Origin of the sequence: Streptomyces sp. WAC 04229 (genome assembly GCF_003947455.1) — a bacterium.
Taxonomy (GTDB): domain Bacteria; phylum Actinomycetota; class Actinomycetes; order Streptomycetales; family Streptomycetaceae; genus Streptomyces.
Map to the genome: position 1 here is coordinate 21556 of NZ_QHJH01000031.1, position 26179 is coordinate 47734.

The 26179-nt window shown below is 72.5% G+C and carries 26 protein-coding genes and 1 pseudogene; 16 read left to right on the forward strand and 11 right to left on the reverse strand.

What is annotated here, in order from left to right:
• The first annotated feature begins 376 nt into the window (after positions 1 to 376).
• Positions 377 to 1433 (forward strand): annotated as a pseudogene (locus DMH12_RS11885) (phosphotransferase family protein).
• Positions 1434 to 1487: 54 nt separating this feature from the next.
• Here DMH12_RS11885 and DMH12_RS11890 read toward each other — a convergent pair.
• The 4 genes from DMH12_RS11890 to DMH12_RS11905 all read right to left on the reverse strand — a co-directional run bounded on the left by DMH12_RS11890 (position 1488) and on the right by DMH12_RS11905 (position 5580).
• Positions 1488 to 2324, reverse strand: coding sequence for an alpha/beta fold hydrolase (locus DMH12_RS11890; RefSeq protein ID WP_125491539.1), 837 nt, complete (start codon positions 2322 to 2324; stop codon positions 1488 to 1490).
• A gap of 84 nt (positions 2325 to 2408) precedes the next feature.
• On the reverse strand, positions 2409 to 4115 hold the full coding sequence (locus tag DMH12_RS11895) for a cytosine permease (protein WP_260474191.1): 1707 nt from the start codon (positions 4113 to 4115) through the stop codon (positions 2409 to 2411).
• A gap of 25 nt (positions 4116 to 4140) precedes the next feature.
• On the reverse strand, positions 4141 to 4431 hold the full coding sequence (locus DMH12_RS11900) for a hypothetical protein (protein ID WP_260474192.1): 291 nt from the start codon (positions 4429 to 4431) through the stop codon (positions 4141 to 4143).
• A gap of 105 nt (positions 4432 to 4536) precedes the next feature.
• Entirely contained in the window at positions 4537 to 5580 is a 1044-nt protein-coding gene (locus tag DMH12_RS11905) for a LacI family DNA-binding transcriptional regulator (RefSeq protein WP_125491540.1), read from the reverse strand.
• Between the two features lie 259 nt (positions 5581 to 5839).
• On the opposite strand from DMH12_RS11905, the gene DMH12_RS11910 reads away from it, so the two are divergent.
• From DMH12_RS11910 to DMH12_RS11940, 7 genes are all read left to right on the forward strand, one after another.
• Positions 5840 to 6988: a Gfo/Idh/MocA family protein gene (locus DMH12_RS11910; protein ID WP_125491541.1), complete on the forward strand. Its 1149-nt coding sequence runs from the start codon at positions 5840 to 5842 to the stop codon at positions 6986 to 6988.
• Positions 6985 to 7917 (forward strand): PmoA family protein, encoded by a 933-nt coding sequence (locus DMH12_RS11915; protein WP_125491542.1) that lies wholly within the window; start codon positions 6985 to 6987, stop codon positions 7915 to 7917. Before DMH12_RS11910 ends, DMH12_RS11915 begins: the two co-directional genes overlap by 4 nt.
• Entirely contained in the window at positions 7914 to 8639 is a 726-nt protein-coding gene (locus DMH12_RS11920) for a cupin domain-containing protein (RefSeq protein WP_399187112.1), read from the forward strand. The genes DMH12_RS11915 and DMH12_RS11920 overlap by 4 nt, the downstream gene beginning before the upstream one ends.
• 142 nt (positions 8640 to 8781) lie before the next feature.
• The gene (locus DMH12_RS11925) at positions 8782 to 10122 is read left to right on the forward strand and encodes an ABC transporter substrate-binding protein (RefSeq protein WP_125491544.1); all 1341 of its coding nucleotides are present in this window, start codon (positions 8782 to 8784) and stop codon (positions 10120 to 10122) included.
• On the forward strand, positions 10119 to 11090 hold the full coding sequence (locus DMH12_RS11930) for a carbohydrate ABC transporter permease (protein ID WP_125491545.1): 972 nt from the start codon (positions 10119 to 10121) through the stop codon (positions 11088 to 11090). Before DMH12_RS11925 ends, DMH12_RS11930 begins: the two co-directional genes overlap by 4 nt.
• A complete protein-coding gene (locus DMH12_RS11935; protein ID WP_125491546.1) occupies positions 11087 to 11923 on the forward strand; it encodes a carbohydrate ABC transporter permease in 837 nt (278 codons plus the stop codon). The genes DMH12_RS11930 and DMH12_RS11935 overlap by 4 nt, the downstream gene beginning before the upstream one ends.
• A 4-nt stretch (positions 11924 to 11927) precedes the next feature.
• Positions 11928 to 12596: a hypothetical protein gene (locus tag DMH12_RS11940; RefSeq protein WP_185832271.1), complete on the forward strand. Its 669-nt coding sequence runs from the start codon at positions 11928 to 11930 to the stop codon at positions 12594 to 12596.
• Here DMH12_RS11940 and DMH12_RS11945 read toward each other — a convergent pair.
• Positions 12551 to 13306: a DUF427 domain-containing protein gene (locus DMH12_RS11945; protein WP_125491547.1), complete on the reverse strand. Its 756-nt coding sequence runs from the start codon at positions 13304 to 13306 to the stop codon at positions 12551 to 12553. The genes DMH12_RS11940 and DMH12_RS11945 overlap by 46 nt on opposite strands.
• Before the next feature lie 146 nt (positions 13307 to 13452).
• On the opposite strand from DMH12_RS11945, the gene DMH12_RS11950 reads away from it, so the two are divergent.
• Positions 13453 to 14463 carry a homoserine dehydrogenase gene (locus DMH12_RS11950; RefSeq protein ID WP_125491548.1) on the forward strand — a complete coding sequence of 337 codons (1011 nt, stop codon included), beginning with the start codon at positions 13453 to 13455 and terminating at the stop codon, positions 14461 to 14463.
• Here DMH12_RS11950 and DMH12_RS11955 read toward each other — a convergent pair.
• The 3 genes from DMH12_RS11955 to DMH12_RS11965 form a co-directional block, all read right to left on the reverse strand.
• A complete protein-coding gene (locus DMH12_RS11955) occupies positions 14435 to 15457 on the reverse strand; it encodes an NAD(P)-dependent alcohol dehydrogenase (protein WP_125491549.1) in 1023 nt (340 codons plus the stop codon). The genes DMH12_RS11950 and DMH12_RS11955 overlap by 29 nt on opposite strands.
• A gap of 27 nt (positions 15458 to 15484) precedes the next feature.
• On the reverse strand, positions 15485 to 15868 hold the full coding sequence (locus DMH12_RS11960; RefSeq protein ID WP_125491550.1) for a helix-turn-helix domain-containing protein: 384 nt from the start codon (positions 15866 to 15868) through the stop codon (positions 15485 to 15487).
• A 78-nt stretch (positions 15869 to 15946) separates the two neighbouring features.
• Positions 15947 to 16822: an MBL fold metallo-hydrolase gene (locus tag DMH12_RS11965; RefSeq protein ID WP_125491551.1), complete on the reverse strand. Its 876-nt coding sequence runs from the start codon at positions 16820 to 16822 to the stop codon at positions 15947 to 15949.
• Between the two features lie 148 nt (positions 16823 to 16970).
• On the opposite strand from DMH12_RS11965, the gene DMH12_RS11970 reads away from it, so the two are divergent.
• The 4 genes from DMH12_RS11970 (at position 16971) to DMH12_RS11985 (ending at position 20107) form a co-directional block, all read left to right on the forward strand.
• Positions 16971 to 17180: a hypothetical protein gene (locus tag DMH12_RS11970; RefSeq protein ID WP_125491552.1), complete on the forward strand. Its 210-nt coding sequence runs from the start codon at positions 16971 to 16973 to the stop codon at positions 17178 to 17180.
• Positions 17167 to 18558, forward strand: a complete 1392-nt coding sequence (locus DMH12_RS11975; RefSeq protein ID WP_125491553.1) for an amidase — start codon at positions 17167 to 17169, stop codon at positions 18556 to 18558. Before DMH12_RS11970 ends, DMH12_RS11975 begins: the two co-directional genes overlap by 14 nt.
• 52 nt (positions 18559 to 18610) lie before the next feature.
• Positions 18611 to 19159 carry a TetR/AcrR family transcriptional regulator gene (locus DMH12_RS11980; RefSeq protein WP_125491554.1) on the forward strand — a complete coding sequence of 183 codons (549 nt, stop codon included), beginning with the start codon at positions 18611 to 18613 and terminating at the stop codon, positions 19157 to 19159.
• A 165-nt stretch (positions 19160 to 19324) separates the two neighbouring features.
• Positions 19325 to 20107 carry a DUF899 domain-containing protein gene (locus DMH12_RS11985; protein WP_125491555.1) on the forward strand — a complete coding sequence of 261 codons (783 nt, stop codon included), beginning with the start codon at positions 19325 to 19327 and terminating at the stop codon, positions 20105 to 20107.
• A gap of 21 nt (positions 20108 to 20128) precedes the next feature.
• Here the strand turns inward: DMH12_RS11985 and DMH12_RS11990 are convergent, their stop codons facing one another.
• Positions 20129 to 21220, reverse strand: a complete 1092-nt coding sequence (locus tag DMH12_RS11990; protein WP_125491556.1) for a DUF4037 domain-containing protein — start codon at positions 21218 to 21220, stop codon at positions 20129 to 20131.
• A 162-nt stretch (positions 21221 to 21382) separates the two neighbouring features.
• Between DMH12_RS11990 and DMH12_RS11995 the strand changes: the two genes are divergently transcribed.
• The 3 genes from DMH12_RS11995 to DMH12_RS12005 all read left to right on the forward strand — a co-directional run bounded on the left by DMH12_RS11995 (position 21383) and on the right by DMH12_RS12005 (position 23693).
• Positions 21383 to 21916, forward strand: coding sequence for a diadenosine tetraphosphate hydrolase (locus DMH12_RS11995; RefSeq protein WP_260474193.1), 534 nt, complete (start codon positions 21383 to 21385; stop codon positions 21914 to 21916).
• A 153-nt stretch (positions 21917 to 22069) separates the two neighbouring features.
• On the forward strand, positions 22070 to 22534 hold the full coding sequence (locus DMH12_RS12000) for a spore-associated protein A (RefSeq protein WP_125491572.1): 465 nt from the start codon (positions 22070 to 22072) through the stop codon (positions 22532 to 22534).
• A gap of 67 nt (positions 22535 to 22601) precedes the next feature.
• Entirely contained in the window at positions 22602 to 23693 is a 1092-nt protein-coding gene (locus DMH12_RS12005; RefSeq protein WP_125491557.1) for an enoyl-CoA hydratase/isomerase family protein, read from the forward strand.
• Here DMH12_RS12005 and DMH12_RS12010 read toward each other — a convergent pair.
• Together DMH12_RS12010 and aceB are read right to left on the reverse strand one after the other, a co-directional pair.
• On the reverse strand, positions 23678 to 24547 hold the full coding sequence (locus tag DMH12_RS12010; protein WP_125491558.1) for a 3-hydroxybutyryl-CoA dehydrogenase: 870 nt from the start codon (positions 24545 to 24547) through the stop codon (positions 23678 to 23680). The two genes, DMH12_RS12005 and DMH12_RS12010, sit on opposite strands and share 16 nt — an antisense overlap.
• A complete protein-coding gene (gene aceB, locus DMH12_RS12015; protein ID WP_125491559.1) occupies positions 24544 to 26142 on the reverse strand; it encodes a malate synthase A in 1599 nt (532 codons plus the stop codon). The genes DMH12_RS12010 and aceB overlap by 4 nt, the downstream gene beginning before the upstream one ends.
• Positions 26143 to 26179 lie beyond the last annotated feature (37 nt).

The window sequence follows — 26179 nt, forward strand, 5'->3', positions numbered from 1 at the left end:
ACGGAACTTTCGAGCCTGAGGGGGGACGGACCCGTCCGTCCGCCGCACGGATCACATCACAGCAGGTTGGGGGCTGTCCATGGAGCCGCGAAGCCACGTCGGCCCGGGGACCGGCGCATCCGGGCGCGCGGTCCCCGGGCCGTCGCACGGCAGAGGACCCCCTCCTGTGTGGGCTCGGGAAAGGTGTGCCACGGCCCGGCCGGCCGTGTCGAACGCGGCGTGTGCGTGGCGCCGAACGCACCTCGGCGCCGGAGCGCGCGACGGCGGTCCGTCCGATCGGTGGCGGGCCCGGGCACAGAGCCGCTGTGACTCGACGGGCGAAGTCGCCGCGGAACGGCAGGCATGGGGTGCGGTGAGGACCGCTACGCTCGTCGGCATGCCCCATCGTGTTCCGTTCAACGAGGCTCTGCTCGCAGGCGTGGGAACTCCCGAGCAGGCCAAGCTCCTGGACAGCAGTCCGCGGTCACGGGTGTGGCGGGTGCGGCTGGCCGACCGGCGGCTGGTGATCGTCAAGCAGATCACCGACGGTGGGGACACGGGAGCCGACGCGAACACGCGCTTCGCGCGGGAGGTCACCGGGCTGCGCCTGGCGGGTCGGGCCTCCGGACCGGCCGTGGCCCCCGCGGTGCTCGCCACGGACCGGCCCTCGCGAGTGATGGTCCTCGAGCACGTGGACGACCTCGGCGAGACGGACGACTGGATGCCGGGGTACGCCGAGGCGCTTGCCCGGCTGCATGCGCTGACCGGGCCCGCCGACGCGGGGGCGCTACCGGCCTGGTCGGGGCCCACGGCCACCGACGCGGAGTCCTTCCTCGCTCTGGCCAGGGCGCTCGAGGTGCCCGTACCGTCCACGGTCCCCAGCGAACTCGACGCTCTCCTGGAGCGGTTGGACCCTGCCCGTCACCATGCGCTGCTGCATGGTGACCCTTGCCCCGGCAATGACCTGCGGACCGCCGACGGTGTTCGCTTCGTCGACTTCGAGCGCGCCTCGCTCGGCAACGGCCTGATCGAGCTCGCCTACTTCCGCATCGGCTTCCCGACTTGCTGGTGTGCCCTGTCGGTCGCTGCGGCTCCCCTCGCGGAGGTCGAGGACGTCTACCGGACCACTTGGCGCGACCTCACCGGGAGGGACTTGCCGTGACCTCGCCGACGCGTGCGCGGGCTGGCTGATCATGGGCGACGCGCTCGTCGAGCGGGCTCATCGCGGCACGGCCGATCAGCTCGCCCGGGTGCCCGCCGAGGACTTCGAATGGGGCTACGTGTCCGCCCGTGAGCGGCTCGTCCACCGCCTGGGCGTGGTCGCCGACATGACCCGCGACCACGATCACCTGCACGCCGTCGGCCGCCTCTGCTCGGCCTTGGCCGGCCGGCTGCTCGAACGCTGGCCGCAGCTGCGTCCGCTGCCCGCACACGATGCCCGCCCCTGGTATTAGGTCGCCGCTCGGTCGACGTCGGCCTCCCTCACAGCCTCGGATTTCGTCGGTCGGTCAGGCGCGGGCGGTGTCCGGCCGCAGGAAGGCCAGGACGAGGGAGGTCACCTCGTCGGGGAACTGGTCGTGCGGGTAGTGTCCGGCGCCCTCGATCATCTCCAGCCGGCCGAGGCCGGACGGCAGGGCGTCGACGATCGCGGCGCCCTCGGCCCGCGGGTCGGCCCAGTCGGGGTCGAGCGTGCCCATCACGACCAGGACGGGGCAGCGCACGTGGGCCAACTGCGCGCCGGCGTCGCCCGGCGCGCTGCGCCCCATGCTCTGGAGTGCCTTCATCCGGCCCGGCTCGCGCAGCGACGCGTCGATACGGCCCAGCCGTTCGGCCCAGTCGGCCGGCTTGGGACCGGGGTAGGCCACGTCGAGGTACGAGCGCCACAGCCGCAGGCTGCCGAGCACACCGGCACCGGCCAGCCGCAGCATGCCGCGCCGCACGCGCCGCACGCGCAGGTCGCCGAGGCGGATCGACTGCTTGCGGGTGAACGGCGCCAGCTCGACGACCGAGGTGATCAGCGCGGGCTCCCGGGCGGCCGCGATCGTGGCGGCGCCGCCGGAGATCGAGTGGCCGACCAGCACGGCCGGGCCGCCCAGGTGCCGGACCAGGGCGAGCAGGTCGGCGGCGATGTCGGTGCGGCTCCAGGCCGGCCAGTCGACGCTGGACTCGCCGCAGCCGCGCAGATCGACCGCGGCGACCCGGAACCCGGCCTCCACCAGGGGCGGGACCACGGCACGGTACGCGGCGCGGCTGTCGCCCATGCCGTGCGCCAGGACGACCAGCGGCCCGGACCCCGACACCTCGTACGCGATCGTGCCGCCGTCGACGGCCAGGTACTCGGTCATGACACTCCCCGTATCGATCACGATGGCTAACGCTGTTAGCCGCAAGCTATCGCTGTTAGCCACCCATGTCAACGGGAAGCCCGCTCAGGCGTCTGCGGGCGACGCCGGCAGTACGTGGACGCCGGGCCTGTCGGTGCTCAGGCACAGTGAGCAGACGACGGCGCCGTGGGCCTGGCAGGCCGTCACGTCGGGGCGTTCGTAGCGTTCCCCGCACACGTGGCACTCGAACGTGACCCCGCTCGGGTTGCCCTCCGGGTCCAGGAGGGGCTCGGCGATGCCGTCGTCGGTGCGCCGCAGGTAGTACCTGCCTCTGGTGACGACGGCCATGAGGGGGGTGAGCACGAAGGCGATCACCGCCGCGGCGACGGGGGAGTAGGGCTGCATGGCGTCGCCCAGGACGTGGAAGTACATCGCGATGGACAGCCCGGAGGCGGCGACGAAGGACACCACCCCGACCGGGTTCACGGCGTACAGCATGCCGCGCCGGAACTCGGGTGCGCGCGGGGACAGTTCGAGCAGGTACTTGTTGACGCCGATGTCGGTGGCCACCGTGACCACCCAGGCGATCGCGCAGTTCGAGTAGAACCCGAGGAGGCTGTTGAGGAAACTGAACATGTCGGCCTCCATCAACGCGAGGGCGAACCCCAGGTTGACCAGGACGAAGACGAGCCGCCCGGGGTAGTTCCCGGTCACCCGGGTGAAGGAGTTCGTCCAGGCCAGCGAACCGGAGTAGGCGTTGGTGACGTTGATCTTGATCTGGCTGATCACGACGAGCGCCACCGCCAGCGGCACCACCGTCCAGGACGGCAGCATCGCGTCCAGCGCGCTCCTGAACTGCTGGATGGGCTCGGTCGCGGTGGCCGGCCCGACCTCGGACAGGACGTACACGGCGAGGAAGACGCCGATGGCCTGCTTGAGCGCGCCCAGCACCACCCAGCCGGGCCCGGCCATGACGACCGCCGTCCACCAACCGCGCTTGTTGGCCTCGGTCCTGGGCGGCATGAAGCGCAGGTAGTCGATCTGCTCGCCGATCTGGGCGATGAGCGACAGGCAGACGCCCGCGCCCAGCAGTACCGAAGCGGTGTCGACCCCGCCGTCGCCGTCCGTGCCCGCGTGGGCGAGGAAGCGGTCGACCGTGCCGGGGTCCGTGGCGACCAGGTAGACCAGCGGCGCGACCATCAGCAGCAGCCAGACGGGGGTGGTCCACACCTGGAGCCTGCTCAGCGCCTTCATGCCGTAGATCACCAGCGGGATCACCATGACGGTGGAGACCAGATAGCCCAGCCACAGGGGCATCCCCAGGCCGTACTCCAGGCCCTGGGCCATGATCGACCCTTCCAGGGCGAAGAAGATGAAGGTGAAGCTGGCGAAGATGACACTGGTGAGGACCGACCCGTAGTAGCCGAAGCCGGAGCCGCGGGTGATCAGATCGAGGTCGATGTTGTAGCGGGCGCCGTAGTAGGCGAGCGGGAAGCCGGTGACGAAGATGACGACGGCGGCCACCGCGATCGCCAGCAGCGCGTTCCCGGTGCCATGGGTGAGGCCGATGCCCGCGCCGATGGAGAAGTCCGCCATGTAGGCGATCCCGCCCAGTGCGGTGGTGGCCACGACCATCGGGCTCCAGCGCCGGTAACTGCGCGGCGCGAAGCGCAGGGTGTAGTCCTCCAGGGTCTCCCGTACGGCCTGGTCGGTGCCCGGTCCGGCCTTCCGGCCGGGCTCCGCTCCGGTGGTCTCCGCCGTGTGCGGCGCCGCGCTCGTCACCGGCGCGTCCTGCGCTCTCGTCGTGTCCATGGCGGACGACCGTAGGTGGGGCGCGTTACCCGTCGCTCACCGCGGCATGACGGCCACGTTTCGCGCCCGCGGGGCGGGGTGCCGGTGGCAGGGCCGGGGCCAGGGGCCGTGCCGCGCGCTCCACCGCCCGTTCCAGCTCCCGGCGCGGCACACCCGTCTCCTCGGAGAGGGCGGTGATGCCCCGGACCAGTGCGGCGGTGGCGTCGGACCAGACGGCCAGGGCGATGGTGGCGTTGTCTCCGGAGTTGTTGCGGTAGCGATTCTCTGCCGCCTCGACGGCCAGCTGGAGTTCGACGAGGCGTCTCGGGATGTCCATGGTCGCAGAGCCTAGAAGGGCGGGTCGCGGCGCTCAGTGTCTCGTCGAGCGCCCTTGAGCAGCGGTGAGGGCAAGGATTTCTGCCCTCACGATCATGCGGACGGCTCAGGCGCGGACCGCGTGACACCCGCCCAGGGTGGATTCCCTGGCCTCCAGCCAGTGCGGCGCCACATGAACCTCGAACGGCAGCGGTGCCTGCGACCGTATCCGCGCCGCCAGGCACTTGACGGCCAGTGCGGCGATGGCCGCCTTGTCGGGGACCACGGAGGTGAGGGACGGGGTGCTGTACCGCGCCTCCTCGGATCCGTCGATGCCGGCCACCGCCACGTCGCCGGGGATGTCCAGGCCGGCCTCGTGCAACGCGCGTAACGCGCCGACCGCCAGCAGGTCGCTGAAGCAGAAGACGGCGTCGGGCCGTTCGGCGGCGGGCAGGGAGGCGAGGGAGCGCATCGCCAGCAGGCCGTTGCGGCGGTCGAACTCCTCCACCCGGGGCGCCAGTCGCGGGTCGAAGGGCAGTCCGGCGGCGTGCAGGGCCTGCTGGTACCCCTCGAGGCGCTGCCGGCTGGTCGCCGAGCCCTGGTGGTCCACCCCGATCGCCGCGATCCGGCCCCGCCCCAGCCCGATCAGGTGGGCCGTGATGTCACGGGCCGCGGCGACGTTGTCGATGAGGACGTGGTCGGCGACGACCCGGTCCCGTCCGTAGGTGCGCTCACCGAGCAGGACCAGCGGGAACTCGTCCGTGACGGTGGCGAGTTCGTCGGGGGTGACCCGCAGTGGGGAGAGGATCACACCGTCGAGCAGCGACGCGCCCACCCCGTTGGCCAGACGCAGCTCCTCCGCGGTGTCCCCCAGCGACTCCTCCGTCAGGACGGTCAGGCCCAGCAGGGTGGCCTCCCTGCGCACGTGGTGGGCGAGTTCGGCGAAGTACGGAGTGGCCAGCTCGGGGACGACCAGGGCGATCAGACCGCTGCGGCCCGTACGGAGCCTGCGGGCCGAGGGGTTGGGCCGGTAGCCGAGTTCGTCCACCGCCCGCAGCACCCGCGAACGGGTCGCGTCCGACACTCGCGGGACGCCGCGTACAACGTTGGACACCGTCTTGATCGAAACCCCTGCGCGCTCCGCCACGTCCTTGAGTGTCGCCGCGGCCACTGTCCGTCCCCCTCATCCAGGTTTTCGCAGATTATGCACCCACCGACCCCACTTGTCAGGACGCGGTAAACGGCGTCGAGCCTTTTCCGCACAGAGGGTTGACCTTGCGGACGCACGGCGGTTACAACGTTGGAACACGGTAGCAAGCGGTTGCTACGAACGGGTTGCCGCCCGGTGATCCGAATCCGGGGCCGCCCCACATCAGCACATCACCCCTGTGCCCGCAGTGCTCGCCCGTCCGGCTCACGAGAGGGTCCGCATGTCTTCGCACGTTTCGCCCGCACCCCTGCGTACGGCGGTGGTCGGTACGGGATCCATCGCGCGGTCCAGTCATCTGCCCGCCCTGCAGAAACTGGCCGCCGACGGCGAAGTGGAGATCGTGGCCGCGGTGGACGTGAACGGCGACGCCGCGCACGCGTTCGCCGACGAGTACGGGATCGCGCACGCGTCCACCGACATCGACGCCATGCTGGCCGAGGTGCGTCCCGATCTCGTCGTGCTGTGCACCCCGCCCGCCGTGCACCGGGACCAGTCCGTGGCCGCGCTCCGGGCCGGTGCCTGGGTGTGGTGCGAGAAGCCGCCCTGCCCCTCGCTGGCCGACTACGACGCCGTCGAGGCGGCCGAGTCGGGAGACGACGCGGCGCCGTACGCCTCCATCGTGTTCCAGCACCGCTTCGGTTCGGGCGCACGGCACGTCCGTGCCCTGCTGCGCGGCGGGGCGCTGGGCCGGCCGCTGGTGGCCCACTGCCAGACCACCTGGTACCGCGACAAGGCCTACTACGCGGTGCCGTGGCGGGGCCGTTGGGCCACCGAGGGCGGCGGGCCGGCCATGGGCCACGGCATCCACCAGACCGACCTGCTCCTCGACCTGATGGGCCCGTGGACCGAGCTGCGCGGCATGGCGGCCCGGCTCGTGCACGACGTGGAGACCGAGGACGTCTCCACCGCCCTGGTGCGCTTCGCCGACGGAGCCGTCGCCACCCTCGTCAACAGCGTGCTGAGCCCCGACGAGGTCAGCCGGATACGCATCGACTGCGAACTGGCCACGGTCGAGGTCACCCACCTGTACGGCTACCGCAACGCCGACTGGCGCATCATCCCCGCGCCCGGCGTCCCCGAGGAGACCGCGGCGGCCTGGCGCGACTTCGGCGCCGACGAACCCAGTTCGCACCTGGCCCAGCTGCGCGTCCTGGTCGACGACATCAGGAACGGCCGGCGCCACGCGACCAGCGGCGCGGGCGGCCGCCGCACGCTGGAGCTGATCACCGCCCTGTACAAGTCGGCGTTCACCGACACGACCGTGCGCGCGGGCGACATCGGCCCCGGCGACCCGTACTACACCGAACTGCACGGCGGCGCCCCGGGCTGGGCGCCGGCCGGTACCCGCGAGGAAGAGGACCACGCATGACGCTCTCACTGACCCACGTCCACGGCGACCGGATCACCGTGGCCCATGGGGAGGACGGCACCGAGCTGTTCTCGTACGTGTACCGGCCCGAGGCCGGCTGGGAGGCGCCGAAGCCGTACCTGCACCCGGTCCGCACCCTCTCCGGAGGGCTCGTCACCGACTACCGTCCCAACGACCACCGCTGGCACAAGGGACTCCAGCTCACCGCCTCCCACCTGTCGGGCCAGAACCTGTGGGGCGGCAACACCTACGTGCACGGCGACGGGTACCTCGCCCTGCCCGAGAAGGTCGGCTCGATGGCCCACGTGTCCTTCGAGGAGGTCGGCGCCTCCGGCGACCGCGCCGTCATCGCCGAGCGGCTGACCTGGCACCCGCACGACGGCGGACTGTGGGCCGAGGAGGAGCGCCGCGTCGAGGTGCGCGACGTCGACACCGGGACCGGCAGCTGGACGCTCACCTGGACGTCGGCGGTGACCAACCGGCGGGACGAGGACCTGCGGTTCGGCAGCCCCACCACCCACGGCCGCCCCGCCGCCGGATACACCGGCCTCTTCTGGCGCGGCCCCCGCGCCTTCCGGGGCGGCCGGGTCTTCACCGCCGAGTCCGCCGATTCCGCCGACGGCGACCTGATGGGCACCCAGGCCCCGTGGCTCGCCTACGTCGGCGAGCACGACGGACGGGACGGCCACGCCACGGTCGTCTTCGAACACGCGCCCTCCAACGACCACTCGGGCGAGAAGGGCACGCACCCGGCGCACTGGTTCGTGCGCAGCGACCCGTTCGCCGCGGTCGCCCCGTCCTGGGCGTTCCACGAGGAGCTGGTCCTGCCGCCCGGCGAGACGCTCGCCCGCGCCTACCGCGTGGTCGTCGCCGACGGCGCCTGGGACCGCGCACAGGTGGCCGCACACCTGGAGGGACTCACGTGGTGAGCACGGCGTACGACGGCTTCCCCGGCGCGGTGGGCGTCTCCCGCCTGACCGTGTACGACTGGCCGACCGTCGAGGGCCTGCCCGGCGGAGGCACCCCGCACCTCCACCTCACGTGCACCGAGGGGTACGTGGTCACGGCGGGCCGGGGGGCGGTGCAGACCCTCACCACCTCGGGTTTCCGGGAGACCCCGCTGGAGCCCGGCACGGTGGCCTGGTTCACGCCCGGCACGATCCACCGCCTGCTCAACGACGGAGGTCTCGAGATCACCGTCGTGATGCAGAACAGCGGACTGCCCGAGGCGGGCGACGCGGTGCTCACCCTGCCCCAGGACCTGCTCACCGACCCCGGCACGTACGCCGACGCCGTCCGCATCCCCGCCGACGCCCCCGAGGCCGAGCAGGCGCGGATCGCCCGCGCCCGCCGTGATCTGGCGACGCGGCGCTTCCTGGAGTTGCGCGAGGCGGCCGAGAAGGGCGACCCGGAGCCCCTGGCCGCGTTCCAGCGGGCGGCGGCCGACCTGGTGCGGCCCCGCCTGGACGACTGGGAACAGCGCTGGCTCGACGGCGCCCATGCCGCCGCCGAGGCCACCCGGGCCCAACTCGACGCACTGCGCGGCAAGGACGACGGGCACCTGGCCGAGGCCCGGGTGTCCGCCACCGGCCCGAGGGCGAGCGGCCGCTTCGGCATGTGCGGCCGGCTGGCCGTCTACCCCGGCATCTGACCGGGCACCCACCCCGGCGTCCCACCGGCCGCCTCCTCCGGCGCGTCCCACCGGCCGCCCCCTCCGGCGTCCCGGCGGACCCGGCCACGCCGCCCCGCCGCCGCCCTCGTCCATCCGTCCTCGCAACCCTGGGAAGTCACCCATGCCCGAGCCCCGAAGCGGCCGGCGCCGGCCTCTGAGCCGCCGGGCCGTCCTGGCGGCCGCCGCCGTCGGTCTCAGCACCGCACTGACGGCATCGCTCAGCGCGTGCTCCCCCTCCTCCGACGACGTGTCGTCCGGCGGCGTCACCCTCACGTTCTCCTGGTGGGGCAACGACGACCGCGCCGCACGCACCAAGAAGGCGGTGGAGCTGTTCGAGAAGGAACACCCCGGCGTCGAGGTCCGCACCTCCAACGCGGACTTCGGCTCGTACATGCAGAAGCTGGCCACCCAGGCGGCGGGCGGCGGCATCCCGGACGTGGCCCAGCTCGACTACCGGCAGATCTCCCAGTACGCGGGCGGCGGCGCGCTCCTGCCGCTGGGCGAGGCCGTCGCGAACGGCACGATCCGCACCTCCGAGATGGACGAGGAGTTCGTCCGCACGGGCACGTTCGAGGGCAAGCAGTACGCCCTGCCGATGGGCCGCGGCATCACCGGCTACGCCTACGACTCCACCGTCTACCGGAAAGCCGGCATCCCCACCCCGCAGCCCGGCTGGACCTGGCAGGAGTGGGCGCAGGCCAACCGGAAGATCGCCGCCCTGGGGCTGAAGTCCCCCGACGGACGCGACATGGTGGGCGCCAACGACAACGGTGTCAACGAGGACATCTTCGAGGACTGGCTGCGCAGCCGCGGCGGAAAGCTCTACAAGAGCCAGACCGAACTCGGGTTCACCGAGGACGACCTCACCGAGTTCTGGACCTTCTGCGACGAGCTGCGCGAGGAAGGTGTCGTCGCCGAGGCCAAGGACACCTCGCAGGCCAGCACCACCGAGCTGTCGCCCATGGGCCGCGGGCTCGCCGCCGCCGACTTCACCTGGGACGCGCCCTTCCCCGGGTACCCCGCACTCCTCGGCGACCAGGTCCACTTCGCGCCCGTCCCCACCGCCGACGGGCGCCAGGGCGCGTACTTCAAGCCCTCGATGCTCCTCGGGGTCGGGGCCAACAGTGAACATCCGAAGGAGGCAGCCGAGTTGGTCGACTTCCTGCTCAACGACGAGCGGGCCGGCGACATCCTCGGCTTCACCCGCTCCACACCCCCCAACCGGACGATCGCCGCCCGCGTCGCCAAGACCCTCGACGGCGCGGAGAAGGAGATCTACGAGTACGCGCAGAAGATGGAGAAGTACGGTCTGGACGCCCCGCCCCCCGCACCGCCGCGGGGGGACGTCGCCATCCAGACCGCGTTCAAGCGGGCCTACCACCGCGTGATGTACGAACTGACCTCGCCGCGCGAGGCGGCGCGGGAATTCATCGACGAGGCCGAACGGGAGCTGCGGTCATGAGCACAGTGTCGACCAGGGCGCCCGCAGGCGCCGACCGCCCGGCCCGGTCACGGCCGCCGGCCAAACGCCGGCGCCCGCGCCGCCGCGAACAGCAGTGGCCCGCCTATGTGTTCCTGACACCGTGGATGCTCGGCGCGGCGGTGCTGACGCTGGTGCCGATGGCCGTGTCGCTCTACCTGTCGTTCACGGACTACAACCTGTTCGACCCACCGCAGTGGGTGGGCCTGCGCAACTACCGGGAGATGCTCACCGAGGACCCCCGTTTCTGGCGGTCGGTCGGCACCACGCTGCTGTACGTCGTGGTCGCCGTCCCGCTCAAGCTGCTCCTCGCACTCGGGGCGGCGATGCTCCTGAAGAACCTCGGCCGGGGCCGCGCCTTCTACCGCTCCGCCTTCTACGCGCCCTCGCTGCTCGGCGCGAGCATGACGATCGCCCTGGTGTGGCGCGCGCTGTTCAACGACGGCGGCTCGGTCGTCGACATCCTCGGCTCCGTCGGCATCGACACCGGCGGCTGGGTCGGCAACCCCGATCTCGCGGTCTACGTCATCGTCCTGCTGACGGTGTGGCAGTTCGGCGCCCCCATGGTGATCTTCCTCGCCGGCCTCCAGCAGATCTCGCCCGAGCTGTACGAGGCGGCGGCACTGGACGGCGCGGGCCGCTGGCGGCAGTTCGTCTCCGTCACCGTGCCGATGCTGTCCCCGGTGGTCTTCTTCAACCTGGTCCTGGAGATGATCCAGTCCTTCCAGGTGTTCACTCCGGCCTTCGCGGTCAGCGGCGGTGAGGGCGGCCCCGCCGACTCGACCATGTTCTACACGCTCTACCTCTACGAACGCGGCTTCACAGCCTCCCACATGGGCTACGCCGCGGCCATGGCCTGGCTGCTGCTCATCGCCATCGGCGTCATCACCCTGATCCTTTTCAGGACGTCCAGGTCCTGGGTCTTCTACGCGGACGAGGAGGGACGATGAACCTCACCACCAGGCGATGGATCCCGCACACGATCGCCGTCGTGGGCCTGCTCGTCCTGCTGTACCCCCTGGCCTGGCTGCTCGCCACGTCACTCAAACCGGCCGACGAGGTGGTGACCAGCCTCGACCTGTGGCCCAGCCACCTGGAGTGGTCGAACTACACGACCGCCCTCGACGGCGTGTCCGGGGTCCCCGTGACCCGGCTGCTCTGGAACACCGTGCTCATCGCCGGCGGCGCGGTGGTCGGCAACGTGCTCTCCTGCTCGCTGGCCGCCTACGCGTTCGCCCGGCTGCGCTTCAGGATGAGCAAGGTGATGTTCGCCTTCATGGTGGCGACGCTGATGCTTCCGCACCACGTCGTGCTCATCCCGCAGTACATCATCTTCAACCGGCTCGGCATGGTGGACACCTACTGGCCGCTGATCCTGCCGAAGTTCCTGGCCACGGAGGCGTTCTTCGTCTTCCTCATCGTCCAGTTCATGCGCGGACTGCCGCGCGAGCTGGAGGAGTCCGCCCGCATCGACGGCTGCGGCGCCTTCCGCACCTACTGGTCGGTGACGCTGCCCCTGAGCCGGCCGGCGCTGATCACCACGGCGATCTTCACCTTCATCTGGACGTGGAACGACTTCTTCACGCAGATGATCTACCTCTTCGCCCCGGAGAAGTTCACCATCACCCTGGCGCTGCGCAGCTTCGTCGACCAGTCCAGCACCTCGGCGTACGGGCCCATGTTCGCGATGTCGGTGATCTCCGTGCTGCCGATCGTGCTGTTCTTCTTCGTCTTCCAGCGCTACCTCGTGCAGGGCATGGCCACCTCCGGACTGAAGGGCTGACACCATGACCCAGGCACCGACCCTGCCGCCCGCCGACCGCCGCGAACCCGGGGAGGTCTTCTCGGCCGGGTTCACCCTCTTCGCGGACGTGCTGCTGGTGGGCGTGCTCACCAGCGCCGCCTGCCTTCCCGTCGTCACCGCGCCGGCCGCCTTCGCCGCCGCGTCCGCGACCCTGCGCCGGGCCGCGGAGGACGGCACGCCCGTCGTGGCGGGCGGCTACCTGGGGCAGCTGCGCGCCTACCTGACACCGGGCTCGCTCGCCGGCGGCCTGGCCGTCCCGCTGCTGGTCGTCGCCCTGCTGGTCGACTCGGCGCTGATCCGCGGCAGCCTGCCCGGGGCGGGCCTCATGGCCCCGGCGCTGGTCCTGCTCACCCTCGGCCTGGCGGTGGTCGCCCTGCGCACCACCGCGCTGCCGGCCCCGCACCGGCTCTCGCCGCGCGAGGGCTTCCTGCGCTCCGTCACGGGCCCCCGCGGCACCCTGCTGCTGGCCGCGGCGGTGGTGCTGGCCGCGCTGCTCGCCTGGGCGATACCCGTACTGATCCCGCTGCTCCCCGGCCCGCTGGCCTTCGCGGCCACCGTCGTGGACATGCGCGGCACGGGGGAGGGGCGGGCGGACCGACCCGGACGTCAGCCCGGCCTGCCGTCCACGCGCAGGTCGACCCGTTCGCCGTAGAACGCGACCAGGCCGGCGATCCGTTGGACCTGCGCGGTCGGGAAGTCGTACGCCCAGAGCAGGTCCGGGTGGGCCCCGGGATCGGAGCGCAGGGACCAGTAGCCGCTCGTCGTCCCCTTGTACGGGCAGCGGGTGACCGTGTCCGAGGGCAGGAGCCGCGTCCAGTCGACGTACGCGCGGTCGAGGTAGTAGCGCGTGGGCAGCCCCGTCTCGAACAGGGTCACGCAGTGCGGTGCGTCCGCCAGCAGCTCGCCGTTCAGCTCCACGCGGACGCTGCTGGAGGAGCGCAGGGCGTCCACCCGCGAGTACGGGCTCCGCGGATGCACGAAGACCGGCTCGTCCTCCTCGAACCAGTCGTCCAGCGCCTCCCATGCGAAGCGGACGGTGCCGCGCACCCGCTCCGGCGCCTCGTCGCCCCAGACCCAGACCGCCGCCTCGCGAACCTCGGACCCGAAGCGCAGCGAGTGGCGACGGGCGGGCCAGGCGCCCAGGGTTCGGGTCTCCCCGTCGGCGGTCAGCACCACCCCCTCGGCCAGGTCGTCGAGCGGGATGCCGAACTGCGGGTACGGGGGCCACTCCCAGACGTACAGCGCACGTCGCGTGTCGAAGACGGCACGGCCGCCGATCAGCCCACGGACACGGCGCGGCACGGGCTCCACGTGCCCCACGGGCACGATCGCACCCGGGTACCGCACGGACTCGGTCGCCAACGGTCCTCACCTCGGTTCGTTCGATGCGGTTCGGGGGGCGCGGGCCGGTCGGGCCCTCGCGCCGTCACCCTTCCGATGGTGTGATCTCATCCGGGTCGGGCGCCACTCGGCGGACCGGCGGCACCAGGTGAGAGGAGCCCGGATCGATGGGCGAAGCGACGCGGACCGGCGTGGTCCTTTCCGGATACGGCCCGGTCGGCCGGGCGTACGTCGACCACCTGGCCGGGCACGGGGACAAACTCGCCCGCCTGCACGGCGTACGCCCGGTGGTCCGCGCCGTTCGCGCGAGCTCGGGCCAGTGCCTGCTGGGAGACGACGGGCAGCCGGTGCCACCGCGCCCGTCCTGGGACCCGCCGGAGCCACTGGACGAGACGCTCGACCGGACCGGCGCCGCCGTGTTCGCGCAGGCGCTGCCCTCCTCGCCCGAGCTGCGCGCGCTCGCCGCGCGCGAGGCGGTCACCGCGCTGCGCCGGGGCGTGCACGTCGTGACGGCCACCAAGAGCCACCTGCTCGCCCACTGGGGGGACCTCGGCGCGGCGGCCCGCGCCGGGCGGAGCATGATCAGGATCTCCGGCGCGACCGGGGCGGCGCTGCCCGCGGGCGACCTGTCGCGGACCGCCCTGCGCGGCATGGGCTGCCGGACCGTCCGGGCCTGCCCGAACGGCACCGTGACCTTCGTCCTCGACCGCCTCGCCGAGGGCGACTCGCTGGGCGACGCGGTCCACGAGGCGCGGCGGCGCGGGATCGCGGAGGCGGACCCGTCCGCCGACCTGTCCGGCGCGGACTCCGCCACCAAGGTGCGTCTCCTGGCGGCACTGGCCTGGGGCTGGGACCCGGCGTCGGTGCGGGTGCGCGCGCAGCCCGTGGACGAGGGCACCGCCGGTGCGGCCCTGAGCGCGGCCTCCCGCTCGCGTCGCCTGCGGGCGGTCGCCGTCGCCTCCCTGGACCGGCCCCTCCTCGTGGACGTACGCCTGGAGGAGACGGAACCCGGGGATCCGCTGCACGCGCTCACCGGGCCGGAGAAGGCCGTGGTCTTCGGCTGCCCGGACGCGGGCGACGTGACCGTGAGCGGCGGACGGTCGAGTCCGACGGGGGCGGCCCTGGCGATGGTGAAGGACACCATCGACGTCACGGCGGACCGGACGGGGTTCCACTGACGCCGCCGGACACGGTGATCACGGTCTTGCCTCGGGCGTGGCCCTCCTCCACGTGGCGTACCCCGTCCGCCGTGTCGGCCAGCGCGTACGTCCGGCCGACCACGGGGACGACCTGCCCGGCCTCGATGAGGGCGGTGACGGCGAGCAGGTCCGCGCGCGCCGGTCCGGCCGGGGTCGCCGGGAGGATCGGGCCCAGCCGCTGCCGGGTGAGGGCGTTGGCCGCCGTCACCCTCAGCATGGAGCCGATCGCGCCGAAGACCCGGCCGGGCGAGCCGCCCCCGTTGGCCACCAGGACCCCGGTGGGGGTGAGCGCCCGGCGCAGTCGGCCGGGCGGGTGGTTGCCCACGTTGTCCAGGATCACGTCGTAGCGAACTCCTCCGGCGGTGAAGTCCTCTTGGGCGTGATCGACGACGTGCGCGGCGCCCAGGGACCGCACCAGGTCGGCGTTGCCGGCGCCGCAGACTCCGGTGACCTCGGCGCCCAGCACAGCGGCGATCTGCACGGCGAAGGTGCCCACGCCGCCGCCCGCGCCGTTGACCAGCACCCGCTGCCCGGACCTGACCCGGCCCACGGTCCGGACGCCGCGCAGCGCGGTCACCCCGGCCATCGGTACGGCGGCGGCCTGCTCGAAGGTGAGGCCGGCCGGCTTGGGCACCAGCAGCCCGGCGGGGCCGCACCCGTACTCGGCGTAGGAACCGGGACAGAAGCCCAGCACCTCGCTGCCGGGTCCGATCCCTTCCACACCCGCGCCCGCACACTCGACCACCCCGGCGACGTCGATGCCGGCCACCCGGCACTTCGGACGCCTGAACCCCATGCCACCCGTCAGCCGAGCCGCGTACGGGTCGCCGCGCATCATGTGCCAGTCGTACGGGTTCACCGAGGCGGCGCGCACCCGTACCAGCACCTGACCGTCCCCCGGCCGGGGCCGGTCGATCTCCTCGAGCCGCAGCACCTCGGGCGGGCCGAAGCGCTCCTGGACCACCGCCTTCACCGCCTGCCCCTTCCCCCCTGGCGCCCGTCAGCCGCCGAAGCGACCGCGTGCGTCCTCGATGTGGCCGAGGTACTGCTGGGTCCAGCCGCACATGGCGTCGACCGTGGCGCGCAGCGCCCGCCCCGGCTCGGTGAGGGTGTACTCGACCCGCGGCGGCACGGTGGGGTGCACCGTCCGCTCGACCAGGCCGTTGCGCTCCAGCATGCGGAGGTTCTGGGTGAGCATCTTGTGGCTGACGCCCTCGACCTCGTCCCGCAACTCGCTGAAGCGCAAGGTGCGTTCACCGAGCGCCTCGATGATCAGGAGCGCCCACTTGTTGGCGACGTCGGAGAAGATCTCCCGGGCGAGGGAGTCCGCGCGCCTGAGGTCGGCGTCCTCGGGCAGTCCCTTGAGCAGCTGTTTGGAACCCATTCGCCCATACTCTCCTACGGTTTCCGAGTATCGACAAGAGAGCGCCCCGGCGAACCGCCCGCCCCACCCCGCCGACCGCTACGGCACCGGCGCCAGTCGGTAGGCGTCCCCGTGCGCGCGGACGCGGCCCGCGGTGGGCGGTGCGAAGTGGGTGCCGAGCAGCAGTGTGTCCGTGTCGGCGAGGCCGCCCAGCAGCCGGCGGCGCGTGGCCTCGGCCTGCTCCGGGTCGATGTCCACGCAGGCCCCGATCCCGGGTCGGGCGAGCTGGACGGGGTGGTGGAGGCAGTCGCCGCTGATGAGCGCCGTCCGCCCCCGCGCGGTCAGCTCGACGGCGACGTGGCCGGGGGTGTGGCCCGGGGTGGGGACCAGGCGCAGGCCCGGAGTGATCCCGACGCCCTCGCCCGGGACGTCGACGAGGTCGAGCAGGCCCGCCTCCTCGACGGGGATCACGGAGTCGCGGAACATCTGCCGGCGGGCCTCCTCCATGTCGTACGTGGCCCAGAACTCCCGCTCGGTGCGTGAGGTGACGTAGCGGGCATTGGGGAAGGTGGGGATCCACGCGCCGTCCACCTCCCGCGTGTTCCAGCCGACGTGGTCGGCGTGCAGGTGGGTGAGGATCACCAGGTCGACGGAGTCCGGGGGGAATCCGGCGGCGGCGAGGCGTTCGACGAAGTCCGTGCGCAGGTCGTGCCAGGCCGGGTTGGCCCGCTCCTTGCCGTTGCCGATGCCGGTGTCGACGAGGACCCGCAGCCCGTCCACGACGAAGGCGAAGCTGTGACTGTCGAGGCGCAGGGTGCCGTCCGGTTCGGCGAAGTCGGGGCGCAGCCAGGGGTGTTGTGAGACGACCTCCGCGGTCGCGCCGGGCAGCAGCCAGGGCCCGGTCGCGGGCGGCAGGGGGATCTCGTCGACGCGGTGGACGGTGACGTCGCCCACGGTCCAGGAGGGGGTCGGCATGGCGGATCGAGCCTTTCTAGCTTAAAGCAATCTGTTTGCGTTAAAGAACCGTAGGCTCTAAGGTCCGCTAAGGCAAACAGTTAGCTTTTGCGGCGGGTCACCCCGCTGCGCTTGTCGCTCGTCGTCGATCCGATCAGGAGAAACGCCCGTGTCCGCCGATGAACTCACGCCGCCGGAGGCGTACCGCTGGGCCGCCCGCGCAGGGCTCCCGCTTCCGGCCGACCGCCTCGACGCGGTCGCGGCCACCGCAGACCACATCCACTCCGTGGTCGCCGCCCTCCGGGAGATCGACTTCCGGGACACCCCGCCCGCACCCGCCTACCGCGCGGGGGAGGAGCAGCCCGATGCGGCCGTATGAACTGACCCTGGCCGCCGCCGCCGACGCGATCCGGTCGCGACGCCTGTCCCCGGTCGAGCTGGTGGACTCCGTCCTCGACCGGATCGACGAGGTGGAGCCGCACCTGAACGCCTACGCCACCGTCACGGCCGAGCAGGCCCGCCGCGCCGCCCGCCGGGCGGCGGACGACATGGCGGCCGGACGCCACCGGGGGCCGCTGCACGGAATCCCGCTGGGGCTGAAGGACCTGATCGACGTCGCCGGTACGGCGACCTCCGCCGGCTCCCGGGTCCGCGCGGGCCACAGCGCGCCGAGCGACAGCACCGTGGCCGCGCGTCTGTCGGCGGCGGGCGCCGTCCTGGTCGGCAAGACCCACACCCACGAGTTCGCCTACGGCCTGACCACCCCGCAGACCAGCAACGCCTGGGACCCCGACCGGATCGCCGGCGGCTCCAGCGGCGGATCCGCCGTCGCCGTCGCGGCCGGTGCCGCCACCTTCGCCCTGGGAACCGACACCGGCGGATCCATCCGGGTACCCGTCGCACTCAACGGCGTCGTCGGACTCAAGCCGACCTACGGCCTCGTCCCCCGCACCGGCGTCACCTCACTGTCCTGGTCCCTGGACCACGTCGGCCCCGTCACCCGGACCGTGGAGGACGCGGCCCTGGTCCTGCCGGCGCTGGTCGGCCACGACCCCGGCGACCCCGCCTCGGTGCCCGCACCACGGCCGGACGACCGGCCGGGCGAGGGCACGGACCTGACCGGGCTGCGCGTCGGCGTGCCGGGCAACTACTACTTCGACCACGTCGACCCGGAGGTGGAGGCGGCCGTACGGCACGCGATCGCCCGGCTCCAGGACCTCGGCGCGCTCCTCGTCGACGTCGACGTCCCGATGGCGCGCCACGTCCAGGCCGTCCACTGGGGGCTGATGGTGCCGGAGGCCACCGCCTACCACGAACGGACCCTGCGTACGGTCCCCGAGCTGTACCAGGCGGACGTCCGCGTCCTCCTCGAGGCCGGTGAACTCATGCCCGCCGGTGACTACTTGCGCGCCCAACGCGCCCGCACGCTCATGCGGCAGGCCTGGGCCCGTCTGCTGGACGAGGTCGACGTCGTGGCAGCCCCCACGGTCCCGGCCACCGCCGCGACCGCCGGCTGCGAGACCTTCACCTGGCCCGACGGCACCGTCGAGAGCGTCTCCGACGCCTACGTGCGGCTGTCCTCCCCGGCCAACATCACCGGGCTGCCGTCCCTGTCCGTTCCGGTCGGCCACGACTCCGCGGGCCTGCCGGTGGGCATGCAGTTGATGGCCCGGCCCTTCGGCGAGGGCGTACTGCTGCGGGCGGGTCGCGCGTACGAGGCGACCATGCCCGCCCGCAAGCCGGCGCCGGTGGCATGAGCGACGTGGATCGGGCCCCGTAGACGCAACGCGTTTGCTTTAGGCTGGAGCCATGAGCCGCCCGATGGTGCGCCCCGGCGGGCGCAGCGCCCGAGTCCAGGCCTCGGTCCACGCCGCCGTACGCGAACTCGCGTCGGAAATGGGCCGGGACGCCCTGACCGTCCCACTGGTCGCCCAGCGCGCCGGTGTGACGCCGTCGACGATCTACCGGCGCTGGGGCGACCTCCAGGAGCTGCTCTCCGACGTGGCGGTCGAGCGGTTGCGCCCCGAGACGGCACCCGAGGACACCGGCGACCTGAGCGCCGACCTGACCGCGTGGGCCGAGCAGTTCCTGGACGAGATGGCTTCCCCCTCCGGCCGCGCCTACATCCGCGACGCCCTCCTCGGAGACCCGGACGGCAGCAACGCCGGGCAGTGTTCCGCCTACGCCGCCGGGCAGATCGACGTCATCCTCGGCCGCGCCGCCGCGCGCGGCGAGCGGACGCCCGACACCGAGACGGTCGTCGACCGCGTCGTGGCCCCCCTGATGTACCGCATCCTCTTCCGCCCCGAGGGTCTCGACGCCGCCCACGCCCGCCGTCTCGTGGCGACGGTGCTGTAGCCACCACGGGGGCCGGGGGCCATCAGCGTGTGGTCGGGCGGTGCGTCCATGAACGTGGTGAACGGCACCCCGCGATGAGTTCCGGCCGCGGCGCGAGTCTGAACCTGGTGAGCGTCGTATGCCCGCGCGCGACGCCGCCCGGCACGAGACACCACGGAGGATGTCATGACGCACACGCCGAGTGACCCGACCACCGCGCCGTCCGGCCGTCCGCCCGTGGTGGACCAGGCCACCTGGCAGGCCGCCCGTGACGAGCTGCTGGTCCGCGAGAAGGCACACACCCGTGCCGGTGACGCCCTCGCGGCGGCCCGTCGCCGGCTGCCGATGGTCGAGTTCGACGGGACGGCAGAGGTCGTCGGACCCGACGGGCCGGTCCCCTTCCTGGACCTCTTCCAGGGCCGCGACGAGCTCGTGGTCTACAAACACATGTGGTACGACGGCGCTCCGCACCAGGGGCAGTGCGAGGGCTGCACCACCACGGTCTGGCACCTGAAGGACCCCGTCTACCTCAACGCCCGCGGCGTCTCGTTCGCCGTCGTGACCACGGGCCGCTGGGAGGAGGTCGCCGCCTACGTCGAGTTCATGGGCTACACCCAGCCCTGGTACTCGATCCGCGGTGTGGACGGACCGGCCGGCGGCGACATGGGCTACCTCACCTCCTACCTGCGCGAGGGCGACCGTGTCTTCCTCACCTACTCCACGACGGGCCGCGGAAACGAGCGAGTCAACGGCTCCCTCGGCCTGCTCGACATGACGCCGTACGGCCGCGGCGAAGCATGGGAGGACAAGCCCGAGGGGTGGCCGGAGGGCGGCGAGCCGTGTTACTCGTGGCGCTCCGACGCGGACGGCAACGCCACCTGGGGCCCGACCAGCCGCCCCGTTCCCCAGTGGACGCGCCCCGGCGCGACCCCCGAGGAAACCCTCGGCCGACTCGGCCCCTGCGGCTGAGGCGGCGCCGCCGTCACGGCGTCAGCGGCTCAGGCCCTCGGAGAGTGCCCGTGCCCGCCCGGGATGGCTCAGCACCTCGGTGCTGTCGGCGAACTGGTCGACGGCACCGGCCGGTGGCAGCGCCCTGACGGACGGGTCGGCGACACGGGCGGTCAGCGCCTCGGCGAAGCGCTCGGCGCGCAGGACCCGAAACGGCCGCCCGTGATAGGGGCGCGTGGCGGGGTCGACCGGGTCGGTCAGCCCGAGCCGGTTGTGCGCGTCGGCCACGACCTCGTAGGCGCGAGCGAGGCTGTCCTCGCGGGACTGCGCGTCGGTGGCGGCGAGAGCGGCCTTGAGGTGAGGCGTGAGGGACGCCGCGTGCACGGTGCGGGCGAACGCACTGCCGAGCCACTTGCTGTACGGCGGGTAGCGACGGTCCATCAGGAGGCACAGCCGCATCAGGTCGCGGACCAGCCGCGCGGCGACGACGGCGGAACCCAGCTCGTCGCCCACCTCGCCGCACCTGCCGACGAAGGCCTCCTCCTGCGAGACGCGCCGCCACTGGCAGGAGAGCAGGTACAGCCAGACGTCGTGCGGATACCAGTCCAGCATCGCCCGGGCCGGACCGAGCCGTTCCAGCCCGTCATGGAACACGGCGCCGGCGGTGACCTCGGCGAGCCGCTGAGTGGGGGCGGACAGCCAGTCCGCCACAGTGACGCCCCGGCCGGGATCGAACCCCAGCCGTTCGGTGAACCACCCGCCCACATCCGTGATGTCGACACGGTGATGGACCGGCCCGTCGGTCGCCCGCATCACCCGGATCCCGTCCTCCGCGGTGGCGGCGAAGTGGGTCGGATACCCGTGGAAGCTCTTCGGCAGACGCTCCGCGAGCACGTCCCTGATCCGCGCGCCCTGCCGTTCGACGTCCTGCGGCCGCAGGAAGAGCTCCAGCCGAGGCCCCCACTCGTGATCGGCCGAGCGCGGGGTGTCGAACCCCAGCACCTCCGAACCACCGCCCACCCGCGCGGCGGAGTGAGCGACCCCGGGAGCCGCCGCGTCCAGAAGGGGCCGGACGGCTTCGGCATAGAAACGGCGGGACAACTCCAGGCCGGGCACGAAAGGCGGTGTGGTCATACCCGGGAGACTGCCGGACGGGGAGGCATCGGGCGAAGCGATTTCCCGGGTTCACCGTCCGTACGCGTGACCGTGGCGGCCTGACACCGGCTGTCGGCGCGTGTCAGCGGCTCAGCGTTCCACCGTCTTCGAGGGCGGTGGCGGCAAAGGTAGGTTCAGGCCATGGCTGATGACTGGCGGACGGATCGGATCGGGTCCGCGCTGAGGGGTGAGAACCCGACCGTGATGCGGCGACTGGCGGCCGGGTTCGCGGTGATCGGGGACGTCCAGTTCCTGCCGGGCTACTCGGTACTCCTCGTCGACGAGCCGGGTGTGCAGCGACTGTCCGGCCTGCCGAGGGCGAAACGGCTGGCGTTCCTGTCCGACATGGACCGGCTCGGCGAAGCGGTGGAACGTGCCTGCCGGCACCTGGACCCCGCCTTCCGCCGGGTCAACCTGGAGATCCTCGGCAACACGGACCCCTTCCTGCACGCGCACGTGTGGCCGCGCTACGACTGGGAGCCGGCCGACCTGGTCGGTGCCCCCGTCTGGCTGCATCCCCGGGACCGGTGGAGCGACGAGAGGTTCCGGCTGGGGCCGCGACACGACGCACTGCGCGCCTCGATCGTCCGCGAACTGGACGAGCTGGGAGGGGCCGGCGGGGACGACGACCACGTCGTGGCCGCACTCGACGCGACCGACCCGCACGGGAAGTAGGCGGCCACTCCGCGATCTTCTTCGCGAATGGCCGTAAACAGTTGTCAACGGCTTACAACCACCGAACGGGCGCAAAGGTCTCAACGGGTGGCTTCAGCAACACCATGGGGAGGCCAGTCCGAATTCACGGATCGAGGTGCCATGAAGCGTTCCATGCAAGCCGTGGGTACGTCGTTGATCGCCGTCGGGGTCATCGGAGCGGGGCTGTTGGTGACCGCCCCCGCCGCCGGCGCGGCCACCAACGGCGCGACCGCCGCGTACAACGGGGTCTGCGGCTCCGGCTACAAGGTGGTGAACTCCATGCCGATCGGGAAGACCGGCACGGTCTACCTCACCTACAACTCGGCAACGGGCAAGAACTGTACGGTGACCATCCGCAACAGCACCGGCGCACCGAAGTACATGGTGGCCTACGTGCGCAACGTCGACAGCGGCGAGGACGCGTACGACGCGGGCGAGTACCGCTCGTACGCGGGGCCGGTGTACGCCTTCGCGCGAGGTGCCTGCGTGGAGTGGGGCGGCGTCATCGACAACCTGCAGGCCTGGAACTACGGCTCCAACTGCGGCGCGCTCGCTGCCAAGACCCCGCAGAAGGACTGGTTCGCCGGCGACCGGTGACGGCCCTGAGGGGGCTCCGCCGGTGGGCGGAGCCCCCTCCTCGCGTGCCGCCGAGTACGGTGTCGAGATGAACGGCACCGACGCACCCGTACTCCTGCACACCACCGGCCGCGCCGCGCACATCACCCTCAACCGGCCCAGGGCCCTGAACTCCCTCACCCACGAGATGGTGCTCCGCGTCGACGAGGCGCTGACCGCATGGGAACGGGACCCGGCCGTCGAGACCGTCGTCGTCACCGGCGCCGGGGAGCGCGGCCTGTGCGCGGGCGGCGACATCCGGACCATCCACGACGACGCCCGCGACGGCGACGGCACCGCCTCGGCCGCCTTCTGGCGTGACGAGTACCGGCTCAACGCCCGCATCGCCCGCTACCCGAAGCCGTACGTCGCGGTCATGGACGGCATCGTCATGGGAGGTGGCGTCGGCATCTCCGCGCACGGCAGTCACCGGATCGTCACCGAACGCTCCCGGATCGCCATGCCCGAGACCGGCATCGGCTTCGTCCCCGACGTCGGCGGAACCCATCTGCTCGCCCGCGCCCCCGGCGAACTCGGTACTCACCTCGCCCTGACCGGCACGCAGATCGGCGCCGCCGACGCGCTGCTCTGCGGACTCGCCGACCACTACGTGCCCTCCGCCGCGCTGGGCGACCTCGTCGACGAGCTGGCCGAGCTGCCCGCCGCCGAGGCCCTGGCCCGGTACACGCAGGCGCCCCCGACGGGTGTCCTGGCCGCGCACCGTACCTGGATCGACTCCTGCTACGCCACGGACGCCGTCGAGGAGGCGGTGCGGCGGCTGTACGACCACGGCGATCCGGCCGCCAAGGAGGCCGCCGAGACCCTGCTCACCAGGTCGCCGACCTCCCTCAAGGTCACCATGGCCGCCGTACGCCGGGCCCGCGGCCTCGGCTCCCTGGAACGCGTCCTGGACCAGGAGTACCGCGTCTCCTGCGCGGCACTGACCGCACCCGACCTGGTCGAGGGCATCCGCGCCCAGATCATCGACAAGGACCGCGCCCCCCGCTGGACGCCGGCCGCCCTCGCCGACGTCACCGACGCGGACGTCGAGCGGTTCTTCACCCCACTCGGCGAGCGCGAGCTCGGGCTCGCCACCACGGCCGGCGCCGCGCCGGAACCCGGCGGTCAGACCCGGTCGTAGGTGTGGAACCCCCGGCCGCTCTTCCGGCCGAGGAGCCCCGCCTCCACCATGCGCTGGAGCAGCGGCGGCGGGGCGTACAACTGCTCGCGGAACTCGTCGTACAGCGACTCCGCGATCGAGGCGACCGTGTCCAGACCGATCAGGTCGGCCAGCCGCAGCGGCCCCATGGGATGGGCGCAGCCCAGCTCCATGCCCGCGTCGATGTCCGCCGCGGTGGCGAAGCCGGACTCCGCCATCCGCACGGCGGACAACAGGTACGGGACGAGCAGCGCGTTGACGACGAATCCCGCCCGGTCCTGCGACCGGACCACCGTCTTGCCGAGCGCGCGGGTCGCGAAGTCCTCGACGAGCAAGACCGTGTCCGCCGACGTGTGAAGGGACGAGACGACCTCGACCAGGGGCAGCACCGGCACGGGATTGAAGAAGTGCAGGCCCACGACCCGGTCCGCGCGGCCGGTCGCCATGCCCAGCCGCATGACCGGCAGCGAGGAGGTGTTGGTGGCCAGCACGGCCCGCGGATCCTCGACGATCTTGTCGAGCGCGCCGAAGACCTCCGCCTTGGCGTCCGCGTTCTCCACCACCGCCTCGACGACCAGCTGACGGTCGGCGAGGTCGTCGAGGCTGCCCGTGAACACGAGGTGGGCCAGCGCGTCCTCCGCCCCCGACGGCTCCAGCTTCCCGCGCCGTACCGCGCGGTCGAGGGAGGCCGCCACCCGTTCCCGGGCGGTGCGGGCGGCGAGGGCGTCGGCCTCGCACACCACCGTGTCCAGACCCGCCCGGGCACACACCTCGGCGATGCCGGCGCCCATCTGCCCGCCGCCGACCACACCGACGCGCCGGATGCCGACGCTCATGACCCGGTCTCCGTGCGCCGCACGAGGTGGCGGGTGTACGCGTCCGGGGTGAAGAACAGCGGCAGTTCACCCGCCAGCACCGTCCGCTCGAACAGCGCCCGGATGTCGTCGAAGGACGCCCACGGGGAGATCGCGCCGAGCGCGACGACCTCCTCGTCGAGCAGCCGCAGCACGGTCTCCCGGTCGATCACCCGGTGCCGCAGCCACTGCCAGACCTGCACGCGGGCGATCTCGGCGGTGGCCGCGTCCTCCATCAGCCCGTCCACCGCGACCGCGCCCTCCCCGCGCAGCCAGCCGGCGAAGTAGCGCAGCGCGACGGAGATGTTGGTGCGCACGCCCTCCGGGGTCGGCGGGCCGGTGACCCGGCGGACCGACAGCAGATCGACGGCCGTGACCTCGACGTCGTCGCGGGTGCGGTCGAGCTGGTGGGGCCGTTCGCCGAGCACGCCGTCGAAGACGTCGCGGCACACCGGCACCAGGGCCGGGTGGGCCACCCAGGAGCCGTCGAAGCCGTCCTCCGCCTCGCGTTCCTTGTCCAGCCGCACCTTGGCGAAGGCCGCCTCGTTCGCGGCCGGGTCGCCGCCCGGCACCTGGGCGGCCATGCCGCCGACGGCGTGCGCTCCGCGCCTGTGGCAGGTGCGCACGAGCAGTTCGGTGTAGGCGCGCATGAAGGGCGCGGTCATCGTGACCCTCGCGCGGTCCGGGAGGAGGAAGTCGGTGCGGTGCCCGAAGGTCTTGATGATGCTGAAGAGGTAGTCCCAGCGGCCGGCGTTGAGACCGGCGGAGTGCTCGCGCAGCTCGTACAGGATCTCCTCCATCTCGAACGCCGCGGTGATCGTCTCGATGAGGACGGTGGCCCGGACCGTGCCCCGGGGGATGCCGAGCAACTCCTGCGCCAGCAGGAAGACGTCGTTCCAGAGGCGGGCCTCGTAGCGGTTCTCCAGCTTGGGGAGGTAGAAGTACGGGCCGCGGCCCGCGTCTATCTGCAGCCGCGCGCAGTGGAAGAAGTAGAGGCCGAAGTCGACGAGGGCCGCGGGCACGGGGCCGCCGTCGAACTCCAGGTGCTCCTCGTCGAGGTGCCAGCCGCGCGGGCGGACCATGAGGGTGGCGAGCCGGTCGCGGTCGGCGAGCCGGTACTCCTTGCCCTCCGGCGTGGTGAAGTCGATACGGCGCTCGACGGCGTCGAGCAGGGTGAGCTGGCCGTTGACGATGTTGTCCCAGGTGGGGGCCGTGGCGTCCTCGAAGTCCGCCATCCACACCCTGGCACCCGAGTTCAGCGCGTTGACGGCCATACGGCGGTCCGGCGGCCCGGTGATCTCCACCCGCCGGTCGGTCAGACCGGGCGCGGGCGGCGCGACCCGCCAGGACGGATCGTCCCGCACCGCCGCGGTGACCATGGGGAAGACGAGAGGAGAGCCCGACGCGAGCCGCAGGGCCTGGCGGCGGCGTTCCTTCATGAGGTCCCGCCGGCGCTCCCCGAAGGCCGCGGCGAGACGGCCGACGAAGTCCAGGGCGGCGGGGGTGAGGATCTCGTCGTGCCGGTGGCCCGGAGCGGCGAGGACACGGAGTTGGTGGGGCGGTGCGAGGGTGGTCATGGCGATCTCCTGGGAGAGGGGAGGGCGGGCCGGGCCG

Bases quoted from the DNA above. Each gene is read 5' to 3' on its own strand.
- DMH12_RS11995 (WP_260474193.1), top strand. From the start codon at position 21,383: ATGGCTGATGACTGGCGGACGGATCGGATCGGGTCCGCGCTGAGGGGT.
- DMH12_RS11895 (WP_260474191.1), bottom strand. From the start codon at position 4,115: ATGGACACGACGAGAGCGCAGGACGCGCCGGTGACGAGCGCGGCGCCG.
- DMH12_RS12010 (WP_125491558.1), bottom strand. From the start codon at position 24,547: ATGAGCGTCGGCATCCGGCGCGTCGGTGTGGTCGGCGGCGGGCAGATG.
- DMH12_RS11900 (WP_260474192.1), bottom strand. From the start codon at position 4,431: ATGGACATCCCGAGACGCCTCGTCGAACTCCAGCTGGCCGTCGAGGCG.
- DMH12_RS11990 (WP_125491556.1), bottom strand. From the start codon at position 21,220: ATGACCACACCGCCTTTCGTGCCCGGCCTGGAGTTGTCCCGCCGTTTC.
- DMH12_RS11915 (WP_125491542.1), top strand. From the start codon at position 6,985: ATGACGCTCTCACTGACCCACGTCCACGGCGACCGGATCACCGTGGCC.
- DMH12_RS11950 (WP_125491548.1), top strand. From the start codon at position 13,453: ATGGGCGAAGCGACGCGGACCGGCGTGGTCCTTTCCGGATACGGCCCG.
- DMH12_RS11960 (WP_125491550.1), bottom strand. From the start codon at position 15,868: ATGGGTTCCAAACAGCTGCTCAAGGGACTGCCCGAGGACGCCGACCTC.
- DMH12_RS12005 (WP_125491557.1), top strand. From the start codon at position 22,602: ATGAACGGCACCGACGCACCCGTACTCCTGCACACCACCGGCCGCGCC.
- aceB (WP_125491559.1), bottom strand. From the start codon at position 26,142: ATGACCACCCTCGCACCGCCCCACCAACTCCGTGTCCTCGCCGCTCCG.
- DMH12_RS11930 (WP_125491545.1), top strand. From the start codon at position 10,119: ATGAGCACAGTGTCGACCAGGGCGCCCGCAGGCGCCGACCGCCCGGCC.
- DMH12_RS11980 (WP_125491554.1), top strand. From the start codon at position 18,611: ATGAGCCGCCCGATGGTGCGCCCCGGCGGGCGCAGCGCCCGAGTCCAG.
- DMH12_RS11985 (WP_125491555.1), top strand. From the start codon at position 19,325: ATGACGCACACGCCGAGTGACCCGACCACCGCGCCGTCCGGCCGTCCG.
- DMH12_RS12000 (WP_125491572.1), top strand. From the start codon at position 22,070: ATGCAAGCCGTGGGTACGTCGTTGATCGCCGTCGGGGTCATCGGAGCG.
- DMH12_RS11975 (WP_125491553.1), top strand. From the start codon at position 17,167: ATGCGGCCGTATGAACTGACCCTGGCCGCCGCCGCCGACGCGATCCGG.
- DMH12_RS11910 (WP_125491541.1), top strand. From the start codon at position 5,840: ATGTCTTCGCACGTTTCGCCCGCACCCCTGCGTACGGCGGTGGTCGGT.
- DMH12_RS11890 (WP_125491539.1), bottom strand. From the start codon at position 2,324: ATGACCGAGTACCTGGCCGTCGACGGCGGCACGATCGCGTACGAGGTG.
- DMH12_RS11940 (WP_185832271.1), top strand. From the start codon at position 11,928: ATGACCCAGGCACCGACCCTGCCGCCCGCCGACCGCCGCGAACCCGGG.
- DMH12_RS11925 (WP_125491544.1), top strand. From the start codon at position 8,782: ATGCCCGAGCCCCGAAGCGGCCGGCGCCGGCCTCTGAGCCGCCGGGCC.
- DMH12_RS11935 (WP_125491546.1), top strand. From the start codon at position 11,087: ATGAACCTCACCACCAGGCGATGGATCCCGCACACGATCGCCGTCGTG.
- DMH12_RS11965 (WP_125491551.1), bottom strand. From the start codon at position 16,822: ATGCCGACCCCCTCCTGGACCGTGGGCGACGTCACCGTCCACCGCGTC.